The sequence below is a fragment of the Leeuwenhoekiella sp. MAR_2009_132 genome (assembly GCF_000687915.1).
In the GTDB taxonomy this organism is placed as follows: domain Bacteria; phylum Bacteroidota; class Bacteroidia; order Flavobacteriales; family Flavobacteriaceae; genus Leeuwenhoekiella.
On the sequence record NZ_JHZY01000002.1, the window covers coordinates 757,277 to 783,288 of the forward strand.

The 26,012-nt window shown below is 34.6% G+C and carries 24 protein-coding genes, 1 other RNA gene and 1 pseudogene; 12 read left to right on the plus strand and 14 right to left on the minus strand.

The genetic code is table 11. The features are described 5' to 3' along the window. Positions 1–82 precede the first annotated feature (82 nt). The 6 genes from P164_RS03195 (at position 83) to P164_RS03220 (ending at position 5,835) form a co-directional block, all read left to right on the plus strand. On the plus strand, positions 83–1,009 hold the full coding sequence (locus tag P164_RS03195) for a ribonuclease Z (protein WP_028375031.1): 927 nt from the start codon (positions 83–85) through the stop codon (positions 1,007–1,009). A gap of 88 nt (positions 1,010–1,097) precedes the next feature. Then, positions 1,098–1,742: a pyridoxamine 5'-phosphate oxidase gene (pdxH, locus tag P164_RS03200; RefSeq protein ID WP_028375032.1), complete on the plus strand. Its 645-nt coding sequence runs from the start codon at positions 1,098–1,100 to the stop codon at positions 1,740–1,742. Positions 1,743–1,753: 11 nt separating this feature from the next. Beyond that, positions 1,754–2,239, plus strand: coding sequence for a SixA phosphatase family protein (locus P164_RS03205; protein WP_028375033.1), 486 nt, complete (start codon positions 1,754–1,756; stop codon positions 2,237–2,239). After that, the gene (gene ppk1, locus P164_RS03210) at positions 2,239–4,323 is read left to right on the plus strand and encodes a polyphosphate kinase 1 (RefSeq protein ID WP_051621169.1); all 2,085 of its coding nucleotides are present in this window, start codon (positions 2,239–2,241) and stop codon (positions 4,321–4,323) included. Before P164_RS03205 ends, ppk1 begins: the two co-directional genes overlap by 1 nt. 2 nt (positions 4,324–4,325) lie before the next feature. After that, entirely contained in the window at positions 4,326–5,225 is a 900-nt protein-coding gene (locus P164_RS03215) for a Ppx/GppA phosphatase family protein (protein WP_028375035.1), read from the plus strand. A gap of 70 nt (positions 5,226–5,295) precedes the next feature. Then, positions 5,296–5,835, plus strand: coding sequence for a porin family protein (locus P164_RS03220; protein WP_028375036.1), 540 nt, complete (start codon positions 5,296–5,298; stop codon positions 5,833–5,835). A gap of 71 nt (positions 5,836–5,906) precedes the next feature. Here P164_RS03220 and P164_RS03225 read toward each other — a convergent pair whose 3' ends face one another. Together P164_RS03225 and P164_RS18775 are read right to left on the minus strand one after the other, a co-directional pair. Beyond that, positions 5,907–6,488, minus strand: coding sequence for a tRNA-(ms[2]io[6]A)-hydroxylase (locus P164_RS03225; protein ID WP_028375037.1), 582 nt, complete (start codon positions 6,486–6,488; stop codon positions 5,907–5,909). Continuing rightward, a pseudogene (locus P164_RS18775) lies at positions 6,488–8,232 on the minus strand (DNA polymerase III subunit gamma/tau). Before P164_RS18775 ends, P164_RS03225 begins: the two are co-directional and overlap by 1 nt. A 181-nt stretch (positions 8,233–8,413) precedes the next feature. Here P164_RS18775 and rnpB point away from each other — a divergent pair. Beyond that, an RNA gene (rnpB, locus tag P164_RS03240) (RNase P RNA component class A) lies at positions 8,414–8,738 on the plus strand. Here rnpB and P164_RS03245 read toward each other — a convergent pair. Genes P164_RS03245 through P164_RS03260 form a run of 4 tightly spaced genes read right to left on the minus strand, consistent with a single transcriptional unit; the run spans position 8,737 to position 11,134 of the window. After that, complete coding sequence (locus tag P164_RS03245) at positions 8,737–9,120, minus strand: STAS/SEC14 domain-containing protein (RefSeq protein ID WP_028375040.1); 384 nt, start codon at positions 9,118–9,120, stop codon at positions 8,737–8,739. The genes rnpB and P164_RS03245 overlap by 2 nt on opposite strands. A 46-nt stretch (positions 9,121–9,166) precedes the next feature. After that, the gene (gene rsmD / locus P164_RS03250) at positions 9,167–9,703 is read right to left on the minus strand and encodes a 16S rRNA (guanine(966)-N(2))-methyltransferase RsmD (protein WP_028375041.1); all 537 of its coding nucleotides are present in this window, start codon (positions 9,701–9,703) and stop codon (positions 9,167–9,169) included. After that, entirely contained in the window at positions 9,700–10,497 is a 798-nt protein-coding gene (locus tag P164_RS03255) for a DUF3822 family protein (protein WP_051621171.1), read from the minus strand. Before P164_RS03255 ends, rsmD begins: the two co-directional genes overlap by 4 nt. After that, positions 10,487–11,134 (minus strand): hypothetical protein, encoded by a 648-nt coding sequence (locus tag P164_RS03260; protein WP_028375042.1) that lies wholly within the window; start codon positions 11,132–11,134, stop codon positions 10,487–10,489. Before P164_RS03260 ends, P164_RS03255 begins: the two co-directional genes overlap by 11 nt. Positions 11,135–11,250: 116 nt before the next feature. Between P164_RS03260 and P164_RS03265 the strand changes: the two genes are divergently transcribed. From P164_RS03265 to P164_RS03285, 5 genes are all read left to right on the plus strand, one after another. After that, positions 11,251–12,684 carry an ATP-dependent RecD-like DNA helicase gene (locus P164_RS03265; protein ID WP_028375043.1) on the plus strand — a complete coding sequence of 478 codons (1,434 nt, stop codon included), beginning with the start codon at positions 11,251–11,253 and terminating at the stop codon, positions 12,682–12,684. Between the two features lie 4 nt (positions 12,685–12,688). Then, complete coding sequence (locus P164_RS03270; protein ID WP_028375044.1) at positions 12,689–13,252, plus strand: DUF4126 domain-containing protein; 564 nt, start codon at positions 12,689–12,691, stop codon at positions 13,250–13,252. Between the two features lie 8 nt (positions 13,253–13,260). Continuing rightward, complete coding sequence (gene kdsB / locus P164_RS03275; RefSeq protein WP_028375045.1) at positions 13,261–14,016, plus strand: 3-deoxy-manno-octulosonate cytidylyltransferase; 756 nt, start codon at positions 13,261–13,263, stop codon at positions 14,014–14,016. Further along, the gene (locus tag P164_RS03280; RefSeq protein ID WP_028375046.1) at positions 14,016–14,552 is read left to right on the plus strand and encodes a 1-acyl-sn-glycerol-3-phosphate acyltransferase; all 537 of its coding nucleotides are present in this window, start codon (positions 14,016–14,018) and stop codon (positions 14,550–14,552) included. Before kdsB ends, P164_RS03280 begins: the two co-directional genes overlap by 1 nt. A gap of 259 nt (positions 14,553–14,811) precedes the next feature. Then, complete coding sequence (locus P164_RS03285; protein ID WP_410503385.1) at positions 14,812–15,807, plus strand: hypothetical protein; 996 nt, start codon at positions 14,812–14,814, stop codon at positions 15,805–15,807. Between the two features lie 52 nt (positions 15,808–15,859). On the opposite strand, the gene P164_RS03290 is transcribed toward P164_RS03285, so the two are convergent. The 8 genes from P164_RS03290 to P164_RS03325 all read right to left on the minus strand — a co-directional run bounded on the left by P164_RS03290 (position 15,860) and on the right by P164_RS03325 (position 25,978). Then, positions 15,860–16,486, minus strand: coding sequence for a methyltransferase domain-containing protein (locus tag P164_RS03290; RefSeq protein WP_035899319.1), 627 nt, complete (start codon positions 16,484–16,486; stop codon positions 15,860–15,862). A 14-nt stretch (positions 16,487–16,500) separates the two neighbouring features. Then, a complete protein-coding gene (locus P164_RS03295) occupies positions 16,501–18,531 on the minus strand; it encodes a DUF349 domain-containing protein (protein ID WP_028375048.1) in 2,031 nt (676 codons plus the stop codon). 85 nt (positions 18,532–18,616) lie between these two features. After that, on the minus strand, positions 18,617–19,348 hold the full coding sequence (locus P164_RS03300; RefSeq protein WP_028375049.1) for a shikimate dehydrogenase family protein: 732 nt from the start codon (positions 19,346–19,348) through the stop codon (positions 18,617–18,619). An 80-nt stretch (positions 19,349–19,428) separates the two neighbouring features. Then, positions 19,429–20,445 (minus strand): DUF368 domain-containing protein, encoded by a 1,017-nt coding sequence (locus P164_RS03305; protein ID WP_028375050.1) that lies wholly within the window; start codon positions 20,443–20,445, stop codon positions 19,429–19,431. Next, positions 20,435–21,415, minus strand: a complete 981-nt coding sequence (locus P164_RS03310) for a DUF368 domain-containing protein (protein WP_028375051.1) — start codon at positions 21,413–21,415, stop codon at positions 20,435–20,437. Before P164_RS03310 ends, P164_RS03305 begins: the two co-directional genes overlap by 11 nt. A 37-nt stretch (positions 21,416–21,452) precedes the next feature. Further along, positions 21,453–22,850, minus strand: a complete 1,398-nt coding sequence (locus tag P164_RS03315) for a tetratricopeptide repeat protein (protein ID WP_028375052.1) — start codon at positions 22,848–22,850, stop codon at positions 21,453–21,455. 116 nt (positions 22,851–22,966) lie between these two features. Beyond that, on the minus strand, positions 22,967–24,157 hold the full coding sequence (locus P164_RS03320; RefSeq protein ID WP_028375053.1) for an aspartate aminotransferase family protein: 1,191 nt from the start codon (positions 24,155–24,157) through the stop codon (positions 22,967–22,969). Further along, positions 24,158–25,978, minus strand: coding sequence for an OstA-like protein (locus P164_RS03325; RefSeq protein ID WP_028375054.1), 1,821 nt, complete (start codon positions 25,976–25,978; stop codon positions 24,158–24,160). Positions 25,979–26,012: the final 34 nt, after the last annotated feature.

Consider the following 26,012-nt stretch of genomic DNA (forward strand, 5'->3'; position numbering starts at 1 on the left):
AATCTTTTTGTTATGCAGTATAAAGTTGATTTCTAACCGATTTTAAACTGTTTACGTTTAAATAATTTGTTAGCAAAATTTAATGAAGCTTACTATACTCGGTTGCTATGCAGCCACGCCACGTACATTTACAAATCCTACTTCTCAAGTATTACAAATAAAAAACCACCTTTTTCTTATTGACTGCGGAGAAGGAACTCAGGTTGAGCTTAGAAGAAATAAAGTTAAGTTTTCAAAAATCAAGCATATTTTTATTTCGCATTTGCATGGGGATCATTTCTTTGGTCTAGTAGGGTTAATATCTACCTTTCGATTGCTTAATAGAGAAGGAGAACTGCACGTTTACGGTCCCAAAGGGATCAAACAAGCAATTACGCTTCAGTTAAAATTGTCTAATAGCTGGACAAATTATCCGCTATACTTTCACGAGTTAGAATCTAAAGAACCGCAAATCCTGTTTGAAGACGATAAAGTTTCCGTAGAAACCATTCCTTTAAAACATCGCATTTATACTAATGGATTTTTATTTAAAGAGAAAGAAGGAGAGCGTAAACTGAATATGAGCGCTGTTCTTAAAAAAGAGATTGACGTATTATATTATAAAAAAATTAAGTCTGGTAAAGACATGTTGCTCGATGATGGTACGCTCATACCTAACGAAGAATTAACGTTTGATCCAGACCCGCCAAGAAGTTATGCATTTTGCAGTGATACGGTTTATAAACCAGATAATTTACCACAATTACAGGGAGTCACGTATATGTATCATGAATCTACGTTTCTAGAGGCTCATGCCAAGTTAGCGGAACCTACCGGCCATTCTACAGCTCGACAAGCAGGCCTTATGGCTAAACAGGCAAATGTTGAATTTCTTATTCTAGGACATTACAGTACTCGTTACCCAGATCTTACACTTTTTGCAAACGAAGCTAAACTTGAGTTCGAGAATGTACTTACGGCAGATGATGGTAAAGTGTTTGACTTTGATGAATTATCAAGTGCAAATTAGTTTTGACTTTAATTTAAATAAATGTAAAAGATAGTAATGGGCTTTTTACAGTATTAATCATTAGCGTAAATTGCTCTAAAATCTCAATATGGCACACGATTTAAGTGATTATAGAAAATCTTACGATAAGAATGCATTAACGATTGAACAAAGTGATGCTAATCCTTTCAGTCAATTTAAAATGTGGTTTGAAGAAGTAGAAGATGCTGCTGGTGTTGATGAAGTTAATGCAATGACAGTAGCAACTGTAGGAAGCGATGGCTTTCCTAAAAGTCGTATTGTTCTTTTAAAAAGCTATGATGAAAATGGCTTTGTATTTTATACAAATTATGAGAGTGAAAAGGGTAGGGCTTTAGCTGATAATCCGCACGTATGTATATCTTTTTTCTGGCCTAATCTAGAGCGACAGGTTATCATTAAGGGTATTGCAGAGCGTGTTTCAGAAGAAGTTTCTACGACTTATTTTCATTCAAGACCACGTGGTAGTCAACTTGGTGCGTGGACATCACCACAAAGCGATGTAATTGCAGACCGCAATTTTTTAGAAAATAGACTTGCCGATCTTGAGCAGAAATTTGAAAATAAAGAAATACCGAAACCAGATTATTGGGGAGGTTACTGTATTAAACCAGTATCATTTGAATTCTGGCAAGGCAGACCTAATCGTTTACACGATAGGTTGTTGTATACTCCGGGAAGGGTTCATTGGAAACTAGAACGACTTGCTCCTTAATTTTACAGTTTATGAAAACACTTTACCTGGTACGACACGCTAAATCATCCTGGGAGTTTAATCTTGAAGATCATTTACGTCCTTTAAATCAGCGTGGAATAGAAGATGCCACTAAGATGGGTGTTTTTATACGCGAGAAAATATCAATTCCTCAGCGCATTGTTAGTAGTGATGCGGTACGTGCAAAAAGTACGGCTATTTTATATCTTAAAGAATTAGGAATTCCTGAGGAGCGACTGGAGCTTGATGCTCGTTTATATGATTTTACGGGTAATAAACTAGATACAGTAATCAAATCGTGTGATAATCGTATTGATCGTCTTATGATTTTTGGCCATAACAACGCCTTAACCTTTTGGGTAAATCAATATGGAAGTAAAAGCATAGATAATGTTTCAACCGCTGCATTTACAGCAATTACATTTGATGTTAATGACTGGAGTGCTATTAATAAAGGTGAAACTATTCTATATGTTAAACCTAAGCAACTTAATTAATGGATAATAAATTGAATACAACAACTTTAGTAGCAGACGAATCACGTTATATAAATAGGGAAATAAGTTGGTTGTCATTTAATGCTAGGGTATTGCAAGAGTCAGCAGATGAGACAGTGCCACTTATTGAGCGCCTGCGCTTTGTAGGGATTTTTTCTAACAATCTGGATGAGTTTTTTAAAGTACGATATGCTACAGTTAAGCGAATTGTAGAAGCCGGTAAACGTGGCCGTAAAGCTTTAGGAGTATATGCTGCAGATGAACTTTTAGAAAAGATAACGCGTATTGTAATTGAGCAGCAGGAAGAAAGTTTAAGTATAATAGATACCATACATTCTCGTCTTAAAGATCAGGGTATTTATATAATTAAAGAAAATGAGGTTCACTATCCAGAGCATAGTGAATTTATTAAAACCTTTTTTATGGAAAAGGTAAGTCCTGCGCTAGTAACAATAATGCTTAATGAAGATATTGATTTACCGCGTATTCAGGATTTAGAGGCATATCTCACGGTAACGATGAAAAATTCGGTTACCAAGAAAATACTCCATGCTTTAGTTGAAATACCAAGTGAATTAGACCGCTTTGTTGTGTTGCCCCAGGTAGATGGTATAGATTATATAATGATTTTAGATGATCTTATTCGGTACAACTTAGAATCTGTATTTAGCATTTTTGAATATGATGAAATTTCTGCTCATATGATTAAAATTACTCGCGATGCAGAACTTGATTTAGAGTCAGACTTAGGTAAGAGTTTTATAGAGAAATTATCTAAAAGTGTAAAAGGAAGAGAAGATGCAGAACCCGTGCGTTTTGTGCACGATCAGGCGATTAATAAAGACACGTTAAATTTTCTGCTTGAAAAGTTAGGTATAGAAAATACAGATAGTATTATTCCCGGTGGTCGTTACCATAATCGCAAAGATTATATGGGTTTTCCAAGTCTTGGACGTACAGATTTATTATACGCCACTCAAAAGCCACTACCTATAACAAATATTAGCCTTAATGACAGTATGTTTAAAAAGGTTGCCGAAAAAGATTTTCTGCAATACACACCTTATCATACGTTTGCTTATGTAATTAAATTTTTGCGTGAAGCTGCTTTAGACCCTAAAGTTAAAACCATAAAAATAACAATTTACCGTTTGGCTAAATTGAGTCACATTGCCAGTGCGTTAATAAATGCAGCAAAAAATGGTAAAGATGTAACGGTACAAATAGAATTGCGAGCACGTTTTGATGAAGAAAGTAATATGCGCTATGCAAATCAAATGCAGGATGAAGGTATTAAGCTCATTTTTGGCGTTCCGGGATTAAAAGTACACAGTAAAGTATGTGTGATTGAGCGTCTTGAGGCAGGTAGACTGAAACGTTATGGCTTTATAAGCACGGGTAACTTTAACGGCAAAACGGCTAAGATATATACAGATTATACACTATTTACTGCAAACAAACAGATTTTAAAAGATCTCATAAAACTGTTTAATTTCTTCGATACAAATTACATTGTAAATACCTATCAGCATTTAATAATTTCTCCGCATTACGCAAAAAATACATTTTTTAGATTAATTGATAACGAAATCAAGAAAGTAAAAAGTGGTAAAAAGGGATATATAAGACTTAAATTAAATAGTATTTCTAACTATTCCATCATAGATAAATTATACGCTGCAAGTGAGGCAGGAGTAAAGATAGATATGATTATAAGAGGTGTTTGCTGCTTAATTCCCGGAGTTAAGGGAATGAGTGAAAACATTAATCTTATTAGCATTGTAGATAAATTTTTAGAACATCCTCGAGTATTAATTTTTGGGGAAGAAGGTGAAGAAAAAGTTTATATATCATCTTCAGACTGGATGACGCGTAATCTTGATAATAGGGTAGAAGTCACCTGTCCTATTTACGATGCAGATGTGAAGAAAGAGATTATAGAGACCTATTCAATTTGTTGGAATGATAATGTAAAAGCTCGAGAGATTACAGCATTACAAAATAATGCGTATCGCAAAAATGATGAAGCTCCCTTACGGTCTCAATTTGCTACATACGATTACTACTTAAATAAATTAAACTAATTATGATTCAGTTTAAAAAATATGGGGCTATAGATATTGGGTCTAATGCTATTCGTTTATTAGTAGCAAATGTGATTGAAATAGAAGGCCGTGAACCCCTGTTTCGCAAAAGTTCATTGGTGCGCGTACCTATTCGTTTGGGTGCAGATGTATTTAAAACCAAGCGCATTTCTGAAGAAAACATCGAGCGTATGTCTGATACGATGCAAGCTTTTAAACTTTTAATGCGTTCTCATAAAGTAGTTGATTATAAAGCCTGTGCTACCTCTGCAATGCGTGAAGCTGAAAATGGAGAAGATGTTGTTAAGCAAATATTTAAAAAAACCGGCGTAAAAATTAATATTATAGATGGCAATGATGAAGCTGCAATTATCGCAAATACAGACTTACAATCATTAATCTCTACAGATAGGTCATATCTGTATGTAGACGTGGGTGGTGGTAGTACCGAGTTTACATTATACAGCAATAAAGAAGTAGTTGCCTCAAAATCATTTAAATTAGGTACTGTACGGCTGTTAGAAGGATTAGTAGGGCATACTGTTTGGGAAGATGTAGAAACCTGGATTAAAGAAGTTACAAAAGGATACACCAAAATAGATTTAATAGGTTCTGGCGGAAATATTAATAAAATCTTTAAACTAAGTGGTAAGAAAGATGGTAAGCCTTTAACCTATTTCTACATGGTGAGTTTTTACGAATTTTTACAATCCTATAACTATGAAGAACGCATTACTGAATTAGGGTTGAATATAGATAGAGCCGATGTTATTATACCGGCCACCCGTATTTATTTATCAGCAATGAAGTGGAGTAGGTCAAAAAATATACACGTTCCTAAAATAGGGCTGTCAGATGGCATCATAAAATCACTGTATAACGATAAAAATCAAGTTGTTTAGACTATCAAATAAAAATTATAGTAATATTGCAGAGCCCAATTTATCGATGAAACCAATTAAAATATTTATTATGAAGAAATTATTACTCGTTTTATTAATTACAGCTTCTGCAACTTCTTTTGCGCAAAATGTGAGATATGGTGCAAAATTAGGATTAAATGTTTCAGAATTGAGTGGTGACTATGATGATGCTTTGAGCCGTTATGGTTTTGTTGCCGGTGTCTTTGCAGATATTCCATTAAGTGGCTCTTTAGGTTTTCAGCCAGAATTATTATACTCTGCGCAGGGAAACAAACCTAACTCTGTACCGGGTAGTGCTAATGCAGAACGTGCAGAACTTGATTATCTTCAATTGCCATTATTGCTTAGATACAGCAAACAACGTTTTAATGTGCACGTGGGGCCTCAGGTAGGTCTTGCTATCTGGAATTCTTTTAACAGATATGAATATAAAAATTATGATGTTGCTGCCGTAGGTGGCATAGGTTATCAAATTATTGATGGTCTTACCTTAGAAGCTCGCTATAACTTTGGTTTTATAGATGTTGTGAATTCAGCTAAAGAAGGAAAAAATAGATACTTTACTCTATCAGCTGCATATAGATTATAAGTATCAATAGAAATGAAAAATAATAAAAAAACCAGTTCAATTGAACTGGTTTTTTTATTGTCATAAATTTTCTAGCCGTGTATGCTTTGTTGTATACTTAGATTTTTCATTATTTCAGCTTCAAATTCTAGCAAATGCTGCCATTTTGAATTTACCTCGTCTTCATTACCATATTTACGTGCAAACCCTAAAAACATAGTGTAGTGGTTTGCCTCGCTTACCATTAAATTGTGATAAAAAGTTCTAAGCTCTGCATCTTTTAATTCTTGAGATAATAACCTAAAGCGTTCGCAACTGCGTGCTTCAATTAGTGCAGCATACAGTAGTCTGTGAACAAGTTGCGTAGTACGACTACCTCCTTTAGGAAAAAATTTAAGCAGTTTATTTACATACTCATCTTTCCGATCATAACCCAAAGCATTACCGCGAGCAATTATCTTATCGTGAACCAGTTTAAAATGACTAATTTCTTCTTTAACTAAAGCAATCATTTCTTGTACTAGCTCGGTGTATTCGGGAAATGAGACGATAAGGGATATGGCTGTTGATGCTGCTTTTTGCTCACAAAACGCGTGATCAGACAGAATATCATCAATATTCATTTCTACTATATTAACCCATCTTGGGTCTGTGGGAAGTTTAAGGCCTAACATTATATATCAAGATCAAAGGTGGTTCGTAAAATTTCTAAATCTGGGTTCTTTTCTTTTAGTTTCTCATATTTTTCACGTGGCGAATACGCATATTTGCGTTCTGCAGCCTCATTAACCGTAATCTCTATGGTAATATCGTAATTGTTGAGTTTACGCTTTAAATATTCTAATAAGCTATGCTGAGCTCGTTCTAGTTCAACCCGCATCGTTTCATTAGGAAATTCTAAATGGATAACAGTTCCTTTTAACGTGGGCGTATCTGTCTCAAGATTTGAGGCCAAAATTTTCTCTCCTTTCTTTTGAAGTCGGCTTACATATTCTTTCCAGGTAGCGAGTAATGCATTCTCAGTAAAAGGATCTTTTGGCAATTGACTAACGTCAACTTCTTTTACCGTCTTTTTTTCAAGAATTTCTTTCTTACGCCTAAGCCCTTTTAATGAAAGACTTGATATATGACCCGGGTTTACCGAGGTTTGTGGCCTTATTTCGGGTTTGACCGTAGGTGTAGGTGTTGTCTGTACAGTTTCTTGAGTATTTTGTACTGGTGCTACTGTTGATTTAGATACGCTTTCAATTACAGAAGCTTCAGTTTGTTTTGCTGTTTGAGGATTAGTTAATCCTTGTTGAGCATTTTGAAAATACGAAGCAGGAATTATAAAGTTAGAAGCTTTTTTTTTTCTCCATCAAAAGTGATAGAGGCCATTTGCATTAGGCAAAGTTCTACAAGAAGCCTGGGGTTGCGACTTGTACGGTATTTTAAATCACATTCATTAGCGATTTCTAAAGCCTGCAATAAAAAATCAAAGTCTGCTTTTTTTGCCTGCTCGTGATATCTAGCCTTAGTTTGATCACCTACTTCTAGAAGGGTAATTGTCGCTGCATTTTTACAAACCATCAAATCTCTGTAGTGAGATGCAAGACCTGCTATAAAATGGTGCCCGTCAAAGCCTCTTGATAAAATCTCATTAAAGTTTAATAACAATTGTGGAATGTTATTTTCTAGAATAAGATCTGTAGATTCAAAATAGGTGTCGTAGTCAAGTACATTTAGATTCTCGGTAACCGCGGCTCTGGTCAAATCATTTCCGCAGAAACTTACAACCCTGTCAAAGGTAGATAAAGCATCTCTTAACGCTCCATCTGCTTTTTGAGCGATAATGTGCAATGCTTCTTCATCTGCAGTAATACCTTCTAGTTTAGCGATATCTGCAAGATGCTCGCGAATATCTTTTACTGTAATTCTTTTAAAATCAAATATTTGACATCTAGAAAGAATAGTGGGTATTATTTTATGTTTTTCAGTAGTTGCTAAAATAAATATAGCGTGCTTAGGCGGCTCTTCTAAGGTCTTTAGAAATGCATTAAATGCTGCGGAAGAGAGCATATGAACCTCGTCAATAATATATACTTTGTATTGACCTACCTGTGGTGCAATACGTACCTGATCAATGAGGTTACGTATATCATCTACAGAGTTATTAGAAGCAGCATCTAATTCAAATATATTAAATGCGTAATCTTCGTGCTCATCTATAACTTCATCTGCTTGCTGATTAATTTTTTTAGCTAAAATACGGGCGCACGTGGTTTTTCCTACACCTCGGGGACCCGTAAAAAGTAAGGCCTGTGCAAGATGATTATTAGCAATGGCATTTTCTAACGTATTAGTAATAGCCTGTTGTCCCACAACATCTTTAAACGTCGCAGGTCTGTATTTTCGGGCTGATACGATGAATTGCTCCACAGATTTAAAATATAGGTTTTAAACCGAAAAGAGATTCGGTTAATAGATGCTCAAAGATAAAAATAGCTAGGTCAATATGCAGTACAGATTTGTATTTTTTGCGATTTTCTTATTAACAATGGGTCTTCGGTGAAATTTATTTAAAACAACTATCATAGGTTTTAAAAGTGTATTTTTGCGCAAAGCAGACCGCCTTATCGCTCTAATTATTTAGGGAGGAAAGTCCGGACACCATAGGGAAGCATAGCGGCTAACGGCCGTCTAAGTTAGTAAGTAATTATTAACTTAAGGACAAGTGCAACAGAAAGTATGTACAGGTAATGCTGTAGTGAAACCAGGTAAACTCTATGCGGTGCAATGCCATGTAAACCGGCAATTAAGTGCGTCTCGTGCGATGCCGGAGGGTAGGCAGATAGAACAAATAAGTAATTATTTGTCTAGATAAATGATAAGGTATTATTGCTTTGCAATAAGAACAGAATCCGGCTTATAGGTCTGCTTTTTTTATAAATTCTCGATATTATTCTTTACCCAATCAATCGCATCTTCTAGCGTATTAAAAATCTCGTAAGGTTTAGGGAAAAACGCCTTTTCAAAAGTTGCAGTACTGCGCTTAGCTTCGGTGTTAGTTACAATAGCAACGGCCAGCATATTAGGGTAGTCTGAGCAATTAATATAATCTACGGGATTAACATTGTAATCTGCTCTTCTATAAGCGATATACACATAGTTTTGATCATCTTTAAAGTGATCAAATAAAACAGAGCCTGCTTCCTTAAAAAGCTCTTTGTTAAGAACAACTCCCTGATTTATTTCAGAAATTACATAGTTTTCTGCGAAAGTAAGTTTGCAAAAACTTAGATCAATTGTTTTTAGACTTTGGGTCATTCTAATTTTCTTAAATAGTTATTTTTTGTATTAAGTTAACTAAAAACTACTTAGAAAAAAAACTAAAAGCACTACCACCGTATTTACGTATTTCAAAAAATGAAGGGTGATCTTGTAGATCTGTATTTTTACTATGCTCAATTATTAGACTGCCTTCTGGTAATAGCAAATCATTATCTATTACATATTCAACGATTTTTGAAAATTGCTCCTTTTCAAAATCATAAGGAGGATCTGCAAAAATGATATCGTATTGATTAGTTTCCCGTGATAAGTATGTATAAACATCAGACTTGATCACTTTAATATTCATTTCAAACGAAGCTGCGGTTTCTTCTATAAATTTTGTGCAACCGGCATTGCCATCGACAGCGGTAACTGCTTCTGCTCCTCTTGAAGCAAACTCATAGCTAATGTTACCTGTCCCTGAGAAAAGATCTAGGACATTTACACGGGTAAGACTGTATCTATTACGTAAAATATTAAAGAGCGATTCTTTAGACATATCTGTAGTAGGTCGTACCGGTAATTTTTTTGGAGCCGTTATACGTCTGCCTTTAAAGCTGCCGCTGATAATTCTCATAAATTTAGATTGTATTTTAAAAAAGAATAATTCAATTGATCCTGTTCTACAGATTCTGCTATTTGTACATTACGTACGTAATCATAAAGTATTAAATACTTAGAATCTTCTGCATTTATATTACCGCTGATTTTTAACGTAGTTTCTTCAGGATTTAAACCTAACTGTTCAAAACAAAAGAGAATATAATACACAAAATCTATATCTGTATCAAATCTAAAATGATTACTTAGCAGTAATTTTTTACCCTCATATACCAGCACATCAATTGTTTTTAAACCTACCTGAACAAAAAATGTTGCTGAATCGAGGTTCGTTGCGCGCTCTAATATATTTTTTATTAAAACAGTCTGACTGTGATAATAAGTAAATGTACCGAAATGATCAAAAAAGAAATTATTTATGTTTGTGTAAGGTACGTATACATTTATAAGGCCCAACGTTTCTAGTTCATCATAAACAATAAAATCTGTCTTTAAAATTTTAGTATTAAACTTTAAATAATCAGTTAAGTTTTTAGAGTCAAATAGATGTTTGGGAACTATTGTAAAAAGTTCATTTGCATAGATCACAACAACTTTTTTAAAGTTATTGTGAAGAATTTGCGTATGATCAAATATTTTTTGGATTTCTATTAACGCATGCTCAGCAGTATGAACATTTTTAAAGGGAAATTGTTTGCTAAGAGGACTGTTTGCAGAACTATCATCGTGTATATAAAACGAAAATCCATCCAGGCTAACCTGGATGGATAATATATTAAGTTCTGGATTTACCAGAGAATTAGTCTTCACTGTCACCGTAACTTTGAGGCCAGTTACCAGCTGTACTTATTTCGGTCATAGAACCTACAGATAGATAAGCACCATTTACACCTTCAACAGAAACGGTCTGTTTTTCTTTAGCAACGTAATCCTTTGGTTGATCAAATAATATTACGTCTTTAGAAACTTTAGCTTCAAAAACAGGAATTTGAACATCATTCTTAAGAACTGTTCCTGCTTCCATTTCAAATTTCTTATCTGTTCCAGGAACATTCATCATCGTTTTGTAACGATCTGTCCCCTGATATAAAGAGTCTTTTACAGAGGCTGTACCTAATGTATCGATAATAGTAATTTCTTTACGTGTATCTACACGGTAACGTTTTGTTGCTTCTTCATCAAGAACTAACGTATCGCGACGTTCAGTAAGTGTAAACTCTGCGGTATCAAGAAATTTAATTAGTTCATCAAAGCTACCGGCAAATTTGCCATTAAGTTGTTTAAACGCTAATTGTCCTTTTTGAATGTCTTTAAGTTTGTTAACTGATTTTTGATAACGTACAACTTTAAGATCATTAAATTTAACTTCGCCGTAAACAGAGTTAAAAAGAAGGTATCCTAATACTCCGATAACAACCCAAAGTACTAACTGAAATACTAATTTCATTCGATGTGTGGTTTTAGATTTAATAATGGTTATCGACAAATCTACAATTTTTTTTTAATCGTTAAAGGATATCCCGAAAAATTCATTACTATCTTTACCCGAATCAATAAATATCTATGGAGCTGGATTATCAAGCATTTTACAAACTACTTCTCAAGGATTTCCCATTCGCCCCAACTTTAAAGCAAGACATTCTTTTACAACAACTTAGTAAGTTTTTATTAGATCCTAAAAATGATACAATTTACCTTCTAAAAGGGTATGCAGGTACCGGTAAAACGACTGCAATAGGGACTATTGTTAAAAACTTGTCGAAAATAAAAATGTCTTTTATACAATTAGCACCTACAGGAAGGGCCGCAAAAGTCATTTCTAATTACAGTGATGAACCCGCTCAAACTATACATAGAAAAATATATTATCCTAAAAAAGAGAGTGGTGGTGGAGTGTCTTTTACATTACAAAAAAACAAACACCGCAATGCATTATTTATAGTTGATGAGGCATCAATGATTTCTGATTCTGCATCAGAGTCTAAGTTATTTGAAAATGGCTCTTTATTAGATGATCTCATGTCTTACGTTTATAGTGGACATCAGTGCAAGCTTCTTTTAATAGGTGATAATGCACAGTTACCACCCGTTAAGATGGATTTGAGTCCGGCTTTAGATGCCCGTCATTTAGAGCTTCAGTTTAATAAAAAGGTACTTAGTATCGAACTTGATGAAGTGATGCGCCAGGCAGAAACGAGCGGTATTCTCAAAAATGCCACACGCATGCGTGAGTTTCTTAATGAGGGCTTGTATGAAGATTTTAGATTTGACCTTAGTGATCAATGCGATGTGGTACGTCTTATAGATGGTCACGAGATTATGGACTCTCTAGGTGATTCTTACCAAGAATATGGTAATGAAGGTACAGCAATAATTGTTAGATCTAATAAACGTGCCAATTTGTATAATCAGCAAATACGCTCTCGCATTCTCTTTAAAGAAGAAGAGGTAAGCCCGGGAGATTATTTTATGGTGGTCAAGAATAATTATTTTTGGCTCGATATTAAAAGTGATGCTGGTTTTATAGCAAATGGCGACATTATTGAAATTCTGGAGATTTTCAGTATAAAAGAGATTTATGGATTCCGCTTTGCGGAAGTAAAAATACAAATGACAGATTACCCAAATCTTGCTCCTTTTGAAACAGTTTTACTATTAGATACCCTTACTTCAGAAACACCTTCCTTATCTTATGAAGAGGGAAATCAACTATATCAAGAGGTGATGAAAGATTATGCAGATGAAAAATCTAAGTATAAGAAGTTTCTTAAAGTGAAAAACAACAAGTTTTTTAATGCACTACAGGTAAAATTCTCATATGCCATTACGTGTCATAAATCACAGGGTGGGCAATGGGAAACTATTATGGTCGAACAACCGTACCTTCCTAATGGTATGGATAAAGATTATTTAAGATGGCTCTATACAGCGGTAACCAGAGCTCGAAAAAAACTTTATCTTATAGGTTTTAAAGATGATATGTTTATAGAAAATTAGGAGAATGGATTTTTTAATAAGTATTTGCCTGGGAATAGGGCTGGCAGCTGCAGCCGGTTTTCGTATTTTTTTACCCCTTTTAGCATTGAGCATTGCCGCTTATTTTGATGTACTCAATTTAAATGAAGGCTGGGTTTGGCTGGGCTCATTACAGACATTAATTTTATTAGGAGTTGCTACTTTATTAGAATTGTTAGCCTACTATATACCTTGGTTTGATACTATTTTAGACACTGTGGCGGTACCTCTTGCCGGCATTGCAGGTACTATATTATTTTTTGTCACTTTAGGAGATTTTGAGCCTTGGGTATCGTGGTCTCTTGCGATTATTGGAGGTGGTGGTACAGCAGGATTAATTGCCGGTTCTACTGCCGCTGTTAGAGCTGTATCCTCAACATCAACATTGGGTATGGCTAATCCTTTATTTGCAACATTTGAAAATATAGTTTCCATCTTCCTTTCTATACTAGCCATTTTTATTCCGCTGTTTGCAGGGATACTCGTGGTTTATTTAATTTATAAATGCATAAAATGGTTTTCTAACCGAAAAACTAAAGTCAATATATAACGTTTACAATGACTGAAAAATTAAAAGTAATAGCAATGATACCTGCACGCTATGAGGCCTCTCGTTTCCCGGGTAAACTTATGCAAGACCTTGAGGGTAAACCTGTAATTATACGTACTTATGAAGCTGCTGTTAAGACAGGCCTATTTGACGATGTATATGTTGTTACAGACAGTGACTTAATCTACAAAACCATCTTACAAAATGGTGGTAAAGTTGTTATGAGTCAAAAAGAACATAACTGCGGCAGTGATCGTATTGCAGAAGCTGTAGAGAATCTAGATGTTGATATAGTTGTTAATGTACAAGGTGATGAGCCATTTACAAATGAAGCAGATATGCGTAATGTACTTCAGGTTTTTTATGAGCAGGGAGCAGAACAAATAGATCTGGCATCTTTAATGACTCCAATTACAGTTGCAGCAGAAATTGAGAATCCTAATAATGTAAAAGTTATTGTAGACAATGAGAACTTTGCGTTGTATTTTTCAAGAGCGCCTATACCTTATCCCAGAGATAGGGATATTGAAGTTACTTATTATAAACATAAAGGTATTTATGCGTTTAGAAAGCAGGCAGTTCTTGATTTCTATACATTACCTATGCGTAATCTTGAGGCTGCAGAAAAGATTGAAGCAATACGTTATTTAGAATATGGCAAGAGAATAAAAATGGTTTTTTCAGAAACGCCGGCTATAGGTATTGATACCCCCCAGGATTTAGAAGAGGCGAGACTTATATTAAAATCTCAACACGGGAACTAATGGGATGGTTATCTAAGAAAATATACAAAGCATTAGGTTGGCACATACGAGGTAGATTTCCTTCTGAAGTCAATAAAATGGTGGTTATCGCCGTACCTCATACGAGCTGGCATGATTTTTATATGGGAATTTTATTTAGAGGAACATTAGGCGAACGTATAAATTTTCTTGGTAAGAAAGAACTTTTTAAATGGCCTTTCGGGTTGTTTTTTAGAAGCCTGGGAGGAACTCCATTAAATCGTATAAAAGGTCAAAATCAAGTAGAGCAAATTGCAGCACTCTTTGATACCGAAGAAATATTTAGATTAGCGCTTTCGCCTGAAGGTACACGCAAAAAGGTAGAAACCTGGAAAACCGGATTTTATTATATCGCCTTAAAAGCACAGGTTCCTATTTTACCAATCACCATGAATTTTAAAGATAAAGAGCACCACATAGGTTCACTATTTTACCCTACAGGTGATATTTCTAAAGATATGTTAGAATTGCGCCTTTTTTTTAAAAATATACAGGGTAAAATACCTGAGAAAAGTTAGTATTTTTCTAATTAAAACTGCTTTTACGCTCGAGAATAGCGTTAAACAATCTTAAGTATAGCATAAAAAATAGTTAAAGAAAATTATAGTTGTAATTACAAATAATTGATAGCTAATAACTTGAAATTTAGGGTCTAAAAGATTTAAGGTTTCACTTAAATTCAATTGAAACCATATTTAATAATTCTGCGTTTATTAAATGAACAAAAAAATATTTTAAACTAAAATTCAATTTATGAAAATTTCAAAACTTATTTATCTGGGAGCACTTGGTGCTTTTGCATTTACTTCATGTAGTGATGATGATGATAATACTACAGATATGAATACGGGTACAGCAGATTTATATGCTACAAGTCACACTGATGGGAACGTTACAAAATATAATCTACTAACTAACGAAACTACTTTATATACTACAACTGCTACAGATGCAGAAGGTATTTATTACGCGCCAGAAGATGATAGTTTTACAATTGCATCTAGAGGAGCCACTCAAACATCTTTACAAACTTATATTAGTATTAGTGACATTGTTTCTGCAACTGGGTCACTTAACGTTGATATTACCGGTCCTGCTGCCTTACAGAGTCCAAGAGATTTAGCAGTAAGCGGTAATTTTTATGTAGTTGCAGATAATACAACAAACAATAATAGATTATTTGTTTTTGAACGTACTAATAGTGGTTTTACTTTAAGTAGAACACTTAACGTTGATTTCCCACTTTGGGGTATTGAGTTTGTAAACAATGATTTGTACGCGGTAGTTGATAATAAAAGTGAATTAGCAGTTTTTAGCAACTTTCTGTCAAGTAATACTTCAGATGCGGCTATCACTGCTTCTAAAAGAGTAGTTATAGAAGGTATAGTACGTACGCACGGTCTTGATTTTGATGGTGATACTATGGTAATGACAGATATTGCACAAGCAGCTAATACAGCAGCAGGTTTTGATACTGATGGTGCAATACACGTAATAACTAACTTTAGCTCTAAGTTTAATGCGGTAGCTAATGGTGGTACATTAGCACTTACAGATCAAATACGTATATCTGGTGCTTCTACATTACTGGGTAATCCTGTAAATGTTGTTTACGATGCAGATGCAGATGCAGTTTATGTTGCAGAACTAGCTAATGGTGGAGGTAGAGTATTAGCTTTTACTTCAGTATCTAGCAATACGTCTGGTACTGCTACTCCGGTAGTGAATAACATGCTTTCTGGAGTATCGTCTTTATACCTTTATAAAAATTAAATTATTAGCAGTTTAATAAATTTTAAAGCGCGGTCGTTGACCGCGGTTTTTTTTATGCTTTAAACACAAAATATTCTTTAAATATGTTGAGTTCTTTAAACCCAAATTTGTCTTTTATAAACTGTAATGCCTTTTCAGTATAGAAAAAAGTATGGGTAAAATCATTTTTGTACCACCAGTTTTCAAAATTAATAGAATCAGATAGCAAATTAGTTTTACAATATAATTTAGCGTCAGGTTTTAAGAGCGTACGCAGCTTAGTGAATTCTAAATTGGGGTTATGAAAATGTTCTATTACCTCGCAACAAATTATATAATCATAGGTTTTATCTAAAAGTGAAGCGTCGTTTGAATAAAACGGATCGTAAGGCTTTACAATATAGCTCTGTTCTTGCAAATAGGAGGTAAGTACAGGATTAGGCCCCGAACCATAATCTAAGCCAATATTTTCTGGATTTTGATCTTTAAAAACGGCATCGAGAAGTGGCTTTAGGAAATTTAAATATCCACTATTATCTGAAGTGTTCTCGTGCTTATCATACCGCTCTTTTTCCTTGGTATAGGTTGGAAAATCTGAGGTGTCTAAAAAAACAGATGCACAATTCGTGCATCTGTTATAATTTCTATTTTGAAAGCTACCCAAGAAATCAGCACTGTGATTACATAGTAGACATTGCATAGCTTGGGTTTAAATTAGTAAAGTGTTTTTAGCTTTTTTAATTTTGCTTTCCAGATTTCTAATGTTTTTTTGTGCTCAGCAATATTTTTATGTACTTCTTTAACTAAAGGATTGTCGTCTGCCACGTGTTGAAAGAAACCAAGATTATTTTCTAATTGATTTATTTCAGCTTTGCTTTCTTCAATTTTCTTAGTTATAAAAAAGCGCTCTTTATTTAAAGCGTGATCTCCATCTTGATCTGCTAGTGATGCTACACGGTTATCATATTTAATAAGTTCTGCATCTTTTCTGCTGAGATCTAAAGTTTTAAATAAGCCATCTAGCACTTTATTAAAATCCTGATCTATACTTTTCTTAGAATGGGGTACACGACCGGTATCTTTCCATTCTTTAATAATGGCTTTAATCTCTTTAAGGTTTTCTTCAGGAGTACCTTCAAGTTTAATACCTTTTGTTTTTTCTAATAGGGTGATTTTCTTTTCAAGATTAACTTTCTCTTCTTCAAGAATTTCATTCTTTTCAGCGTGGAGGCGATCAAAGAAATGGTTGCATGCTTTTTTAAAGCGTTTCCATATTTTATCGCTGTCTTTTCTAGGTACGTGTCCTATTTTTTTCCAATCTGCCTGAATACGTTTCATTAAGTCAATGGTTGTTTGCACATCTTCATTGTCTTTATTGTCTTCAGCTAATTGTATTAGATCAATTTTCTTCTGAAGGTTGTCGTATTGCTCTTTCTTTTGATCTTTGTAGAATCCGTTCTTTTTATGATTAAATTCTCTGGTGGCCTTTTTAAATGACCTCCAGGTAGGTTCATTATCTTTTTTAGGAACTTTACCTATTTCAAAAAAGGATTCTCTCAATAAATTTACTTCCTTCATCTGCTTTTGCCAACCGCCGTGTGAAGTAGGTGGTTTTGCAGCAATTGCTTCAATCTTAGAAATAACTTCTTCTTTCTTTTCTAAATTCTCTTCAAAAACTTTATCAATATTCCTAAAATACTCCTGACGTGCATCATGAATTTTCTTAGTAGCATTGCTAAATTTCTCCCAGATTTCTTCTCTATATTCTTTAGAAACAGGTCCTATTTCTTCTTTCCAGATTTTATGAAGCATCTGTAACTCTTTGAAGGCTCTATTTACGTCAGACTCTTTAGTAAGTTCTTCTGCCTGCTCTATGAGTTTTAATTTTTTATCTAAGTTATCCTTAAAATCTTTATCTCTAAACTCTCTATTAAGATGTAAAAAATCATAGAAATTCTCTACGTGATGGTGGTAATTATTCCAAACGAGATTGTAGCGGTCACGCGGGATGTTACCTGCATTACGCCAGCGGTCTTGTATGTCTTTAAATTTATCAAACGTGGTGTTAATGCTATCTTCACCACCTAATTCATTTTTTAAATCTTTTAACTCTTCAATAAGTGCCGTACGCGTCTCTAAATTTGCATTAAGGTCTTTCTTTAGATTTTGATAATAATGGTTGCGTTTATCACGGTATTCGTAATACAGGGAATTGAAGTCTTTTTTTAACGGATTATAATATCTGAAATCAATTATATTCCCACCTTCTTCAAGAAACTTGTCTTTAGCCTCGTCCTGCTCTTCTTCAAATTTTGCGATGAAAGAGGCTCTTAAGTCATTTACGTGCTCTTTAATTGCCTGAACGTTGTATTTATTGAGGAGATTTTTAAATTCTTTTATAAGCTCTTCTTTACTTAAGCTATCATAATCTTTATGCGGAATAGTATCACGTTCTGAAATGCTCTCGTCTTCTACATCTTTGCTAAGTGCAGTTTCGAGATCTTCATTTTCTTCATCTTCATCCTCATCTTCAACTACAAAGTCTTCATCATCTTCTGTGCTTTTTGCAGCTTGTATTACAGCTATAGACTCCGTAGTGAGTGCATCATCTTGATTTTCAGTAGCGTGGTCTTGTTGATCATCATTTGTGGGAACAGCGTTCTCAGAAGACTCTGGTTTCAAAGCTTTATCTTTAATCTCTTCGGTTTGCTTTTCGGTCTTAGATGCTTTGTTTTCTTCAGACATTTCTTTCAATGTTAAGGTGCTTAATTTATTGAGTTAAAGATACTATTAACTGTTCAAATAGCAAGAGCCCCTTATTTGATAGCGATTAATTCCAGATTTCCCAGGCAGCTTCAGCTTGTAATTTCAACATTTCTAGTCCGTTGGCTGTTTTTGCACCTTGCTCTCTACCATTTTTTAAAAATTGCGTTTCAGCAGGATTATACACCAAATCGTAAAGTAAATGATCTTTTGTAAGTACACGATAAGGAAGTTTAGGACATTCTAAAATATTAGGATGTGTTCCCACCGGAGTAGTATTTATTAAAAGTGTGTATTTTGATAAAATGGCACCGTTAAGTTCGTTGTATGAAAATTGTCCTTTTTTAGGCGTACGTGATACAAATTTATAGGAGATGTCTTCTAATTCTAAGGCGTAAGCAATTGCTTTAGACGCGCCTCCTGTGCCTAATATTAATGCGTGATTGTGACTTTTTTGATTTAAAAATGGTTGTAGTGATTTTCTAAATCCAATATAATCTGTATTAAAGCCTTTTAATTTTCCATTTTGCTGCCGCTTAATCGTATTTACAGCACCTATTGCACTAGCATGCTTATTCATCTCATCAAGAAATGGAACCACAGTTTGTTTATAGGGTATCGTCACGTTAAACCCAATACAATCTTTTCTTTTCTGAAAAAGTTCTTTTATTTCCTCAGGAGACTTACAATCAAAATTAGAATAAGTTCCCTCAATAGTTTCTTTTTTGAATTTTTCATTAAAGTAAACTCTTGAAAAAGAATAATCAATATTCTTACCTATTAGCCCCAATTTAATCATATGCATTACTAGAATTACACCTTGTTTTTTACAAGTAATTAATTACAATATTAAATGTCAAAGATACCCTTTTTATTTGGTTAGGCGCGGGTGTTTTCCCCGTATTTACCTAGCGCCATAACACTTACTATACCAATAAATATAAAAATTGTCGCGATTATATTTTCAGTAGAAAACTGTGTGGGTATAAACCGATCATAATTGGTAAGAATGGGATCGCCTACGCGATCATAATTAATTTCGCCTAGAGTATTTGTTTCAAAGATGGGCCTTTTCCAGGGCCAAACAACTCCTAAAGAACCGGTAATAAAACCTATAATAGCAGCATTTGTCTGATTTTTAAATCTTTTTAAAAGAAAAGCCAGAAAATTAGATAAGGTTACTAAACCTGTAGCAGAACCTAAAGTGAATATTGCCAATACTTTTAATAAGCGTATTCTGAAGGGATTGTTAATAAATGAAAAGTCACCGCGTATAAGATCTGAAATGGTATCAAATAAAGCATTTACAGAGTCTACGAGTAATAGGACATAATTGCCTAGTAAAATTAATATAAATGATCCCGAAAGGCCGGGCAAGGTCATCCCTGAGACACCTATTATTCCACAAAAGAACACAAAAATTAAATTATCATTCTGTGTAGCGGGTTTTAATAAACTTATACCTATACCCGCTACAATACCTAAACATAAAATAATAAGATTAGCACGCGACCACTCATTAAAGTCTTTAGCTATTATATAAACACTACCTATAATCATCCCAAAAAAAGCACTCCATACATAGAGCGGATAGTGCTCAATTGCGATATCTAAGATTTTTGAAACACTAAAATAACTAATAATCATGCCGAAAATCAGCAAGAATAGAAACCTGCCATTAACATAACGTGCAAAACTTCTAATACGACCTCCCAGAAGTAATTTAAAAGCTGTTTTGTTTACTTTTTGAAGCGAGTAAATAAATTCTTCATAAAAACCAGCTACATAAGCGACCACACCTCCAGATACGCCCGGCACTTTATTAGCCGCGCCCATGGCGAGACCTTTTAGAACCAGCCAGATTTTATCTGATAGGGTACGGTGTTTAGATTCCATTCTTTTGTTTAGAATTGGCAAAACGTTCTAATAAGAAAATAGTCAAAAAGCCTATTACAGCCAGTATAATTACAGCAATAATTTGTGGGTTGCCTTCAAAATTCTGAGGTAAAATGCTTTTCTCTAATAACGCAACTTCTTTACCGTGAGAATTTGTACGGTAAGAGAGTACTTCTTTCCAGGGCCAAACTTTATTAAGCGCACCTATCATAAATCCTGTTAGTAGGGCAAGGGTTAAATTCTGATGATTTTTAAATAAATAGGTAAGTACCTTTGAAAATGCTTTTAAACCAATTATACATCCCAACATAAAGAGAAGTAATTTTAATGCTGCGTCTTTGATCATGGCAAAGTCCATTGCTATTAAGCCATCTACAAAATTGCGAACGGTACCTAAAACAATGCTATATGATCCTAATAGAAGAAGAATAAAAGATCCTGATATACCCGGTAAAATCATGGCAATAATTGCGATGAATCCACTTAAAAAAATAAACCAGTTACTGGCTCCTGCGCTTAACGGTTCTGCAATTGTGATGTAATATGAGAACGCAATACCTATGATGCCAGTTATAAAAACACCTATAGAATAGCTTTGTATTTGTTTTCCTATATAAACAATACTGGCTACAATTAATCCAAAAAAGAAGCCCCACAGCAAAAGTGGTTGTTCTTCTAGTAAATAGGTTATGAGTTTTGCAAGCGATAAGATACTTATAGCTACGCCAAGAAAGAGTGCACCTAAGAATTTAAGGTTATATTCTTCAGCCGCATTAGAAAAACCGTGTTTCTTCCAATATTTAAAGAAAGAAATATCAAGTTTATCTATCGTGGCAATAAGTTCTTCATAAATGCCGGCAATAAATGCTATAGTACCTCCAGAAACCCCGGGAACTACATCTGCAGCACCCATAGCTAAGCCTTTTAAAGTAACTACCGCATAGTTAAGTAGTGATCTGTTTTGAGACATTGGTTGTATTGGTTATGCCTCAAATGTAAGAAAACAATTAAGAATTCTTGGCGCGCTTTATTTTTTCTAATACAGATCTTTTAGCATAGGCAAAGGGAAACAACTCTTCAAGAATAATATCAAACTCGGTATCTATTTTTAAAGCATTTTCTAGGTGAAAATGGCCTTTGTCGTCTTCTCCTAAAGTAAAATATAGGCCAGAAAGTCTATATTCAATCTCTGGAGATTCGGCATAAAAAGCTTGTGCTTCAATAAGATTTTGCACGGCTGTATCTAACTCTCCTAAATTGATTAAAATGTCACAACGTGTTAACCAGGTATCCAGTTCATAATTACCCAGTTCTAATGTTTTGCTGTAACCGCGTTCTGCTTCTTCATAAAACTTAAGGCGATTATTTATTTTAGCATATCGTTTCCAATACAATACATTATCCTCATCTATATTAATGGCTTTGTTGATGTAATACAGCGCATTTTGATAGTCCATCTTTTTAGTATAGAAATCAGTAATAGCTATCCATCCTTTATCTAAAAGTGGATCTTCCTTTACAGTTTTTAAAAAGTAGGTTATAGCAAGATCGTCTGCGTGTAACTTCTGGTAACATTTACCCATGCGTAAGTAGGCAAAAGAAGTAGGATCGTCTAGCCCTAGCGTAATTTGGTAATTTTCAATCGCTTCATTGTATTTACCTAATTTCTCAAGTACTTTACCTTTTTCAAAATAAGCGCCAATAAATGTATCGTCACTAATAATTGCAAAGTCAAAAGCGGCAAGCGCTTTTTGATAATTTTTTAAATCAAAATATTGCTTGCCTACTTGATGCCAGGCCACTTCACAATAGGGATTATTGTCCAAAAACATATTGAGGTAGTCTATTGCCTCTTGATGCTGCTCAAGAAAATCAAAGCAATAAATAACATTATAAAGCGCAGAATAATCGTCTTCATCAACTTCAATGCATTTCATAAAGTTGAGTTTAGCATTTTGATAATCATCCATAAACAGATATTCCATACCTATTAAAGAATAAATATCTGCATCGTCATCGGTAAGTTCTAGCGCAATTTCTAAAAGCTCAATTGCTTTTAGGTGATCATCCTGTTTAGAATATATATTTGCTTTCTGAATATAAACCTCTTCATTCTGTGGTTCTAATTCATATAATTCTGCCAATAATCGATCTGCATCTTCAAGCTTATCCTCAAAAATTAAAATTTCTATTTTAAATAATTTAAGGTTTGAAGATGAGGGGTGCTGGTCAAGACCAAGCTTAACTGCTTTTTTTGCCAAAGCAATTTTACCATTTTCGAGGTAATGGTTTACAATATTTTCAAAATCATCCGAATCGAAGAAAAGAACATCATTTGTCTTTAACATAGATTCAAAACGGGTGAGTGGGAAATTATCTTCTTCGTGTTCTTGATTAAACTTCATACACGGTTTTTTTAAAAATTTCTGCCAACATAAAAGTAAAAAGGAACAGCAACAGCCCTAATCAATTTTAGTATTGTTGTTAACAAAATAATCAACAATTGAGCCTAAACTTAAAATTAGGCTTCTTTAGTCGCTATTTTGTCTAAGACCTTAAGTAATATATGACATCCTTTTTCAATTTCCTGATTTGAGATTGTTAAAGGTGGCGTAATGCGTATTGCTTTTCCTTCAAAAAGGAGCCAAAATAAAATTAGGCCTTCATCCTGAGCCATAAGCACGGCGTCATTTGTAACGGCCTCAGAGGTTGTAATAGCTGCAAGCATTAATCCTTTACCACGTACTTCAGTAATGAGTTTGTGTTTTAATAAAGATCGAAACAGCTTCTCTTTTTCCAGGGCTTCCTTCATTAAAGATGTTTCAAGTATTAATTTTAGAGTTGCTAATGCTGCTGCCGCAATGACAGGATGACCGCCAAAGGTTGTTATATGACCCATTTTAGGATTGTCTGATAACAATTGCATATGTTTTTTTGAGGCTGTAAAAGCACCTATAGGCATTCCGCCTCCCATACCTTTACCCATTACCACAACATCAGGAATTACCTCAAAATTCTCAAAACCAAATAATTTACCGGTGCGACCAAAGCCCGGTTGTATTTCATCTAAAATTAGCAATGCGCCTACTTGCTCACAACGATTTTTGACGGCTTTAAGCCAGCCGCTTTCTGGTTGAATAAAACCGGCACCACCTTGTATGGTTTCTAAAACCACGCCGGCAGTTCGCTCGGTTATGAGGTTTAAATCTTTAAAACTATTGAAGTTAAGAAACGAAATATCGCCTATGACCGGCCTAAAGGGAGCAACGCGCTCTTCATAGTCCATTAAGCTAAGTGCGCCAAAAGTATTACCGTGATACGCCTTTTTAGCTGCTATAATTTCAGTTCTGCCCGTTACCCGACGCGCAAGTTTTATGGCACCATCTATAGCTTCAGTCCCGCTATTTACAAGATAGGTTTGTTCTAAAGGTTCTGGTAAATGCTCTGCTAGAAGTCGCGTTAGTTTTACAGCAGGATCCTGTGCATATTCCCCATAAACCATTACGTGTAAATACTTATCACATTGCTCTTTTATAGCATTAATAACTTGGGGGTTAGAATGGCCAACACTTACAGCGGAAACACCTGCGACAAAATCAAGATAAGCTTTGCCGGATGTATCGTATATGTAAGAGCCTGTCGCGTGAGAAACTTCTAGAGCAAGTGGGTGCGGACTCGTTTGAGCCTGATATTTAAGAAAATCAGCTTTCATTTAATTTTCTGTTTGAGTAGAGTCTTTTGCCTTAACCGGTGGTTGTTCTTTTAAGATATTTGCCGGGTTTTTAGGAGCCAGAGAGTCTTGTTTTATTGTCGCTTTATCATTTACAGGTAGCCCAATTGAAGGTGAATCTTCATCACGATTTTTAAAATCTGAGGGGTCTAACTGAGACGCGCTGGGAATACCTAATTTATTATCTGGTATTGTATTATCAAAAAAATCTTCTTCAATCTCGGGTAGAGGTATACCCTCAATTTTGGTTAGTGTAAATGGTGCTTCGCCTTTAAAAATATCTTCTTTGGTCAATAAACGTTCGTCACCCCTCCAATTCAAACCGGGGAATTCACGAGCTTCTTTTTCAAATTTTGAAAGTGGAAACACATCACCATCAACCTGTCGCCATTTTGTAATCTCTACCAGTTCATTATTTTCAAGTATTGCAGTAATTGATGCCGATTTACTTTTATCAATTCCTTGTAAAATGCCATCGTCAGAACGCATGTAATTGATGCTTTCGGCATTTTTAATGATATCTAACTGATGCAATTTATTATCTAAAAAAGTACCATATAAATCATCTCCCTTAACCTGATTGTAACCTCTTTTAGAAGGGGTGTCAGATAGCGGTATCATATCTTGTTTGGCCAAAAACGCATTTTTAAAGACGCGCAGTGAATCTAATTTTTCTGTAACAGTATTGCTTTTTAAGTGAATGGTGTCACCGGTCATTTGGCTTAAACCACTCCATAAAATAGGCTTGCCTATCATTTGAGTAAGACCGCTTTGCTGGTTGATGTGTATAGAGTCAGATTTTCCACTTAAATCACTTTTAAAGAGGCGTACATTGTAATAACCACGTACGATTCGTTTTTCTGGGATGCCGGTAACCACTAGCCGGTCACCGTGTACATAAACAGAATCCTGATCTTGAACAGTAATTGCTACCGCCCGTTTAGTTATAAATACAGAATCTTTGGCTTTATAGACTTCGGCATAATGCCCTTTTATAATGCTTTTGTTTGCGGTATCTATTACCCGAATATTATTAGTCGCAGATGCAAAATTAGTAGGTCTGTCAAAATATAAACTATCCCCATAAACCGTACGATTATCGTAATCTATACGCGAGTTTTTTACAAAATAACCATTATCATTACGCGTGTCGTAATAACCCCGTTCACAATAAACTACGCTCGCATCACTGGTGATTGTTGACGGCCCATACAAGTATGCGATACCAGATTCTGAATAGAAATCGAGTTGATCGCTATTAATTACATATTCAGGATTTGTAACTACCACATTTTGAACAAAGGAATACTTATCCTGGTCTAAAAAATACCTGCCTATTTTGCTATTTATAACACTTGCAGTATCTCTAAGGGTACCCGAATTTCGATAATATGCCTGTTGTTTTATTCGGTCAAAGTACAATGTGTCTGTATCTAAGGTGGCAGTAGGTGTTCTAAGATTTACACCGCCAGAAGCCCATGCAAATTGAGTGTTACCATTGTATTCTGCGTAGTTACTGCGCATGGTAATAGTATCGCCTTGATTCATACGCACATTACCAATAGCTCTTACAAAGTTTTCATCTTTATAATTAAAAGCAAGATCACACCACATTTCAATACCCTCATGTTGAATATAAACTTGTTTAGTACTTTTGTACATGACAATGGCTCCGGGGTATTTTGCTTCGTCAATTTGCTCAACATCAGATTGAATATTCAATTCTTTTCCCTCTTGGGCAAAAGCACTAATCGTAATAAAAAATACGATTATTAATATGGTGTTTTTAAAAAAATTGGGCATAGCTAATTTTGATGCAAATATAACGGAAAAACTA

Coding starts and splice junctions, on each gene's coding strand:
- P164_RS03195 (WP_028375031.1), top strand. CDS start 83: ATGAAGCTTACTATACTCGGTTGCTATGCAGCCACGCCACGTACATTT.
- pdxH (WP_028375032.1), top strand. CDS start 1,098: ATGGCACACGATTTAAGTGATTATAGAAAATCTTACGATAAGAATGCA.
- P164_RS03205 (WP_028375033.1), top strand. CDS start 1,754: ATGAAAACACTTTACCTGGTACGACACGCTAAATCATCCTGGGAGTTT.
- ppk1 (WP_051621169.1), top strand. CDS start 2,239: ATGGATAATAAATTGAATACAACAACTTTAGTAGCAGACGAATCACGT.
- P164_RS03215 (WP_028375035.1), top strand. CDS start 4,326: ATGATTCAGTTTAAAAAATATGGGGCTATAGATATTGGGTCTAATGCT.
- P164_RS03220 (WP_028375036.1), top strand. CDS start 5,296: ATGAAGAAATTATTACTCGTTTTATTAATTACAGCTTCTGCAACTTCT.
- P164_RS03225 (WP_028375037.1), bottom strand. CDS start 6,488: ATGTTAGGCCTTAAACTTCCCACAGACCCAAGATGGGTTAATATAGTA.
- P164_RS03245 (WP_028375040.1), bottom strand. CDS start 9,120: ATGACCCAAAGTCTAAAAACAATTGATCTAAGTTTTTGCAAACTTACT.
- rsmD (WP_028375041.1), bottom strand. CDS start 9,703: ATGAGAATTATCAGCGGCAGCTTTAAAGGCAGACGTATAACGGCTCCA.
- P164_RS03260 (WP_028375042.1), bottom strand. CDS start 11,134: ATGAAATTAGTATTTCAGTTAGTACTTTGGGTTGTTATCGGAGTATTA.
- P164_RS03265 (WP_028375043.1), top strand. CDS start 11,251: ATGGAGCTGGATTATCAAGCATTTTACAAACTACTTCTCAAGGATTTC.
- P164_RS03270 (WP_028375044.1), top strand. CDS start 12,689: ATGGATTTTTTAATAAGTATTTGCCTGGGAATAGGGCTGGCAGCTGCA.
- kdsB (WP_028375045.1), top strand. CDS start 13,261: ATGACTGAAAAATTAAAAGTAATAGCAATGATACCTGCACGCTATGAG.
- P164_RS03280 (WP_028375046.1), top strand. CDS start 14,016: ATGGGATGGTTATCTAAGAAAATATACAAAGCATTAGGTTGGCACATA.
- P164_RS03290 (WP_035899319.1), bottom strand. CDS start 16,486: ATGCAATGTCTACTATGTAATCACAGTGCTGATTTCTTGGGTAGCTTT.
- P164_RS03295 (WP_028375048.1), bottom strand. CDS start 18,531: ATGTCTGAAGAAAACAAAGCATCTAAGACCGAAAAGCAAACCGAAGAG.
- P164_RS03300 (WP_028375049.1), bottom strand. CDS start 19,348: ATGATTAAATTGGGGCTAATAGGTAAGAATATTGATTATTCTTTTTCA.
- P164_RS03305 (WP_028375050.1), bottom strand. CDS start 20,445: ATGGAATCTAAACACCGTACCCTATCAGATAAAATCTGGCTGGTTCTA.
- P164_RS03310 (WP_028375051.1), bottom strand. CDS start 21,415: ATGTCTCAAAACAGATCACTACTTAACTATGCGGTAGTTACTTTAAAA.
- P164_RS03315 (WP_028375052.1), bottom strand. CDS start 22,850: ATGAAGTTTAATCAAGAACACGAAGAAGATAATTTCCCACTCACCCGT.
- P164_RS03320 (WP_028375053.1), bottom strand. CDS start 24,157: ATGAAAGCTGATTTTCTTAAATATCAGGCTCAAACGAGTCCGCACCCA.
- P164_RS03325 (WP_028375054.1), bottom strand. CDS start 25,978: ATGCCCAATTTTTTTAAAAACACCATATTAATAATCGTATTTTTTATT.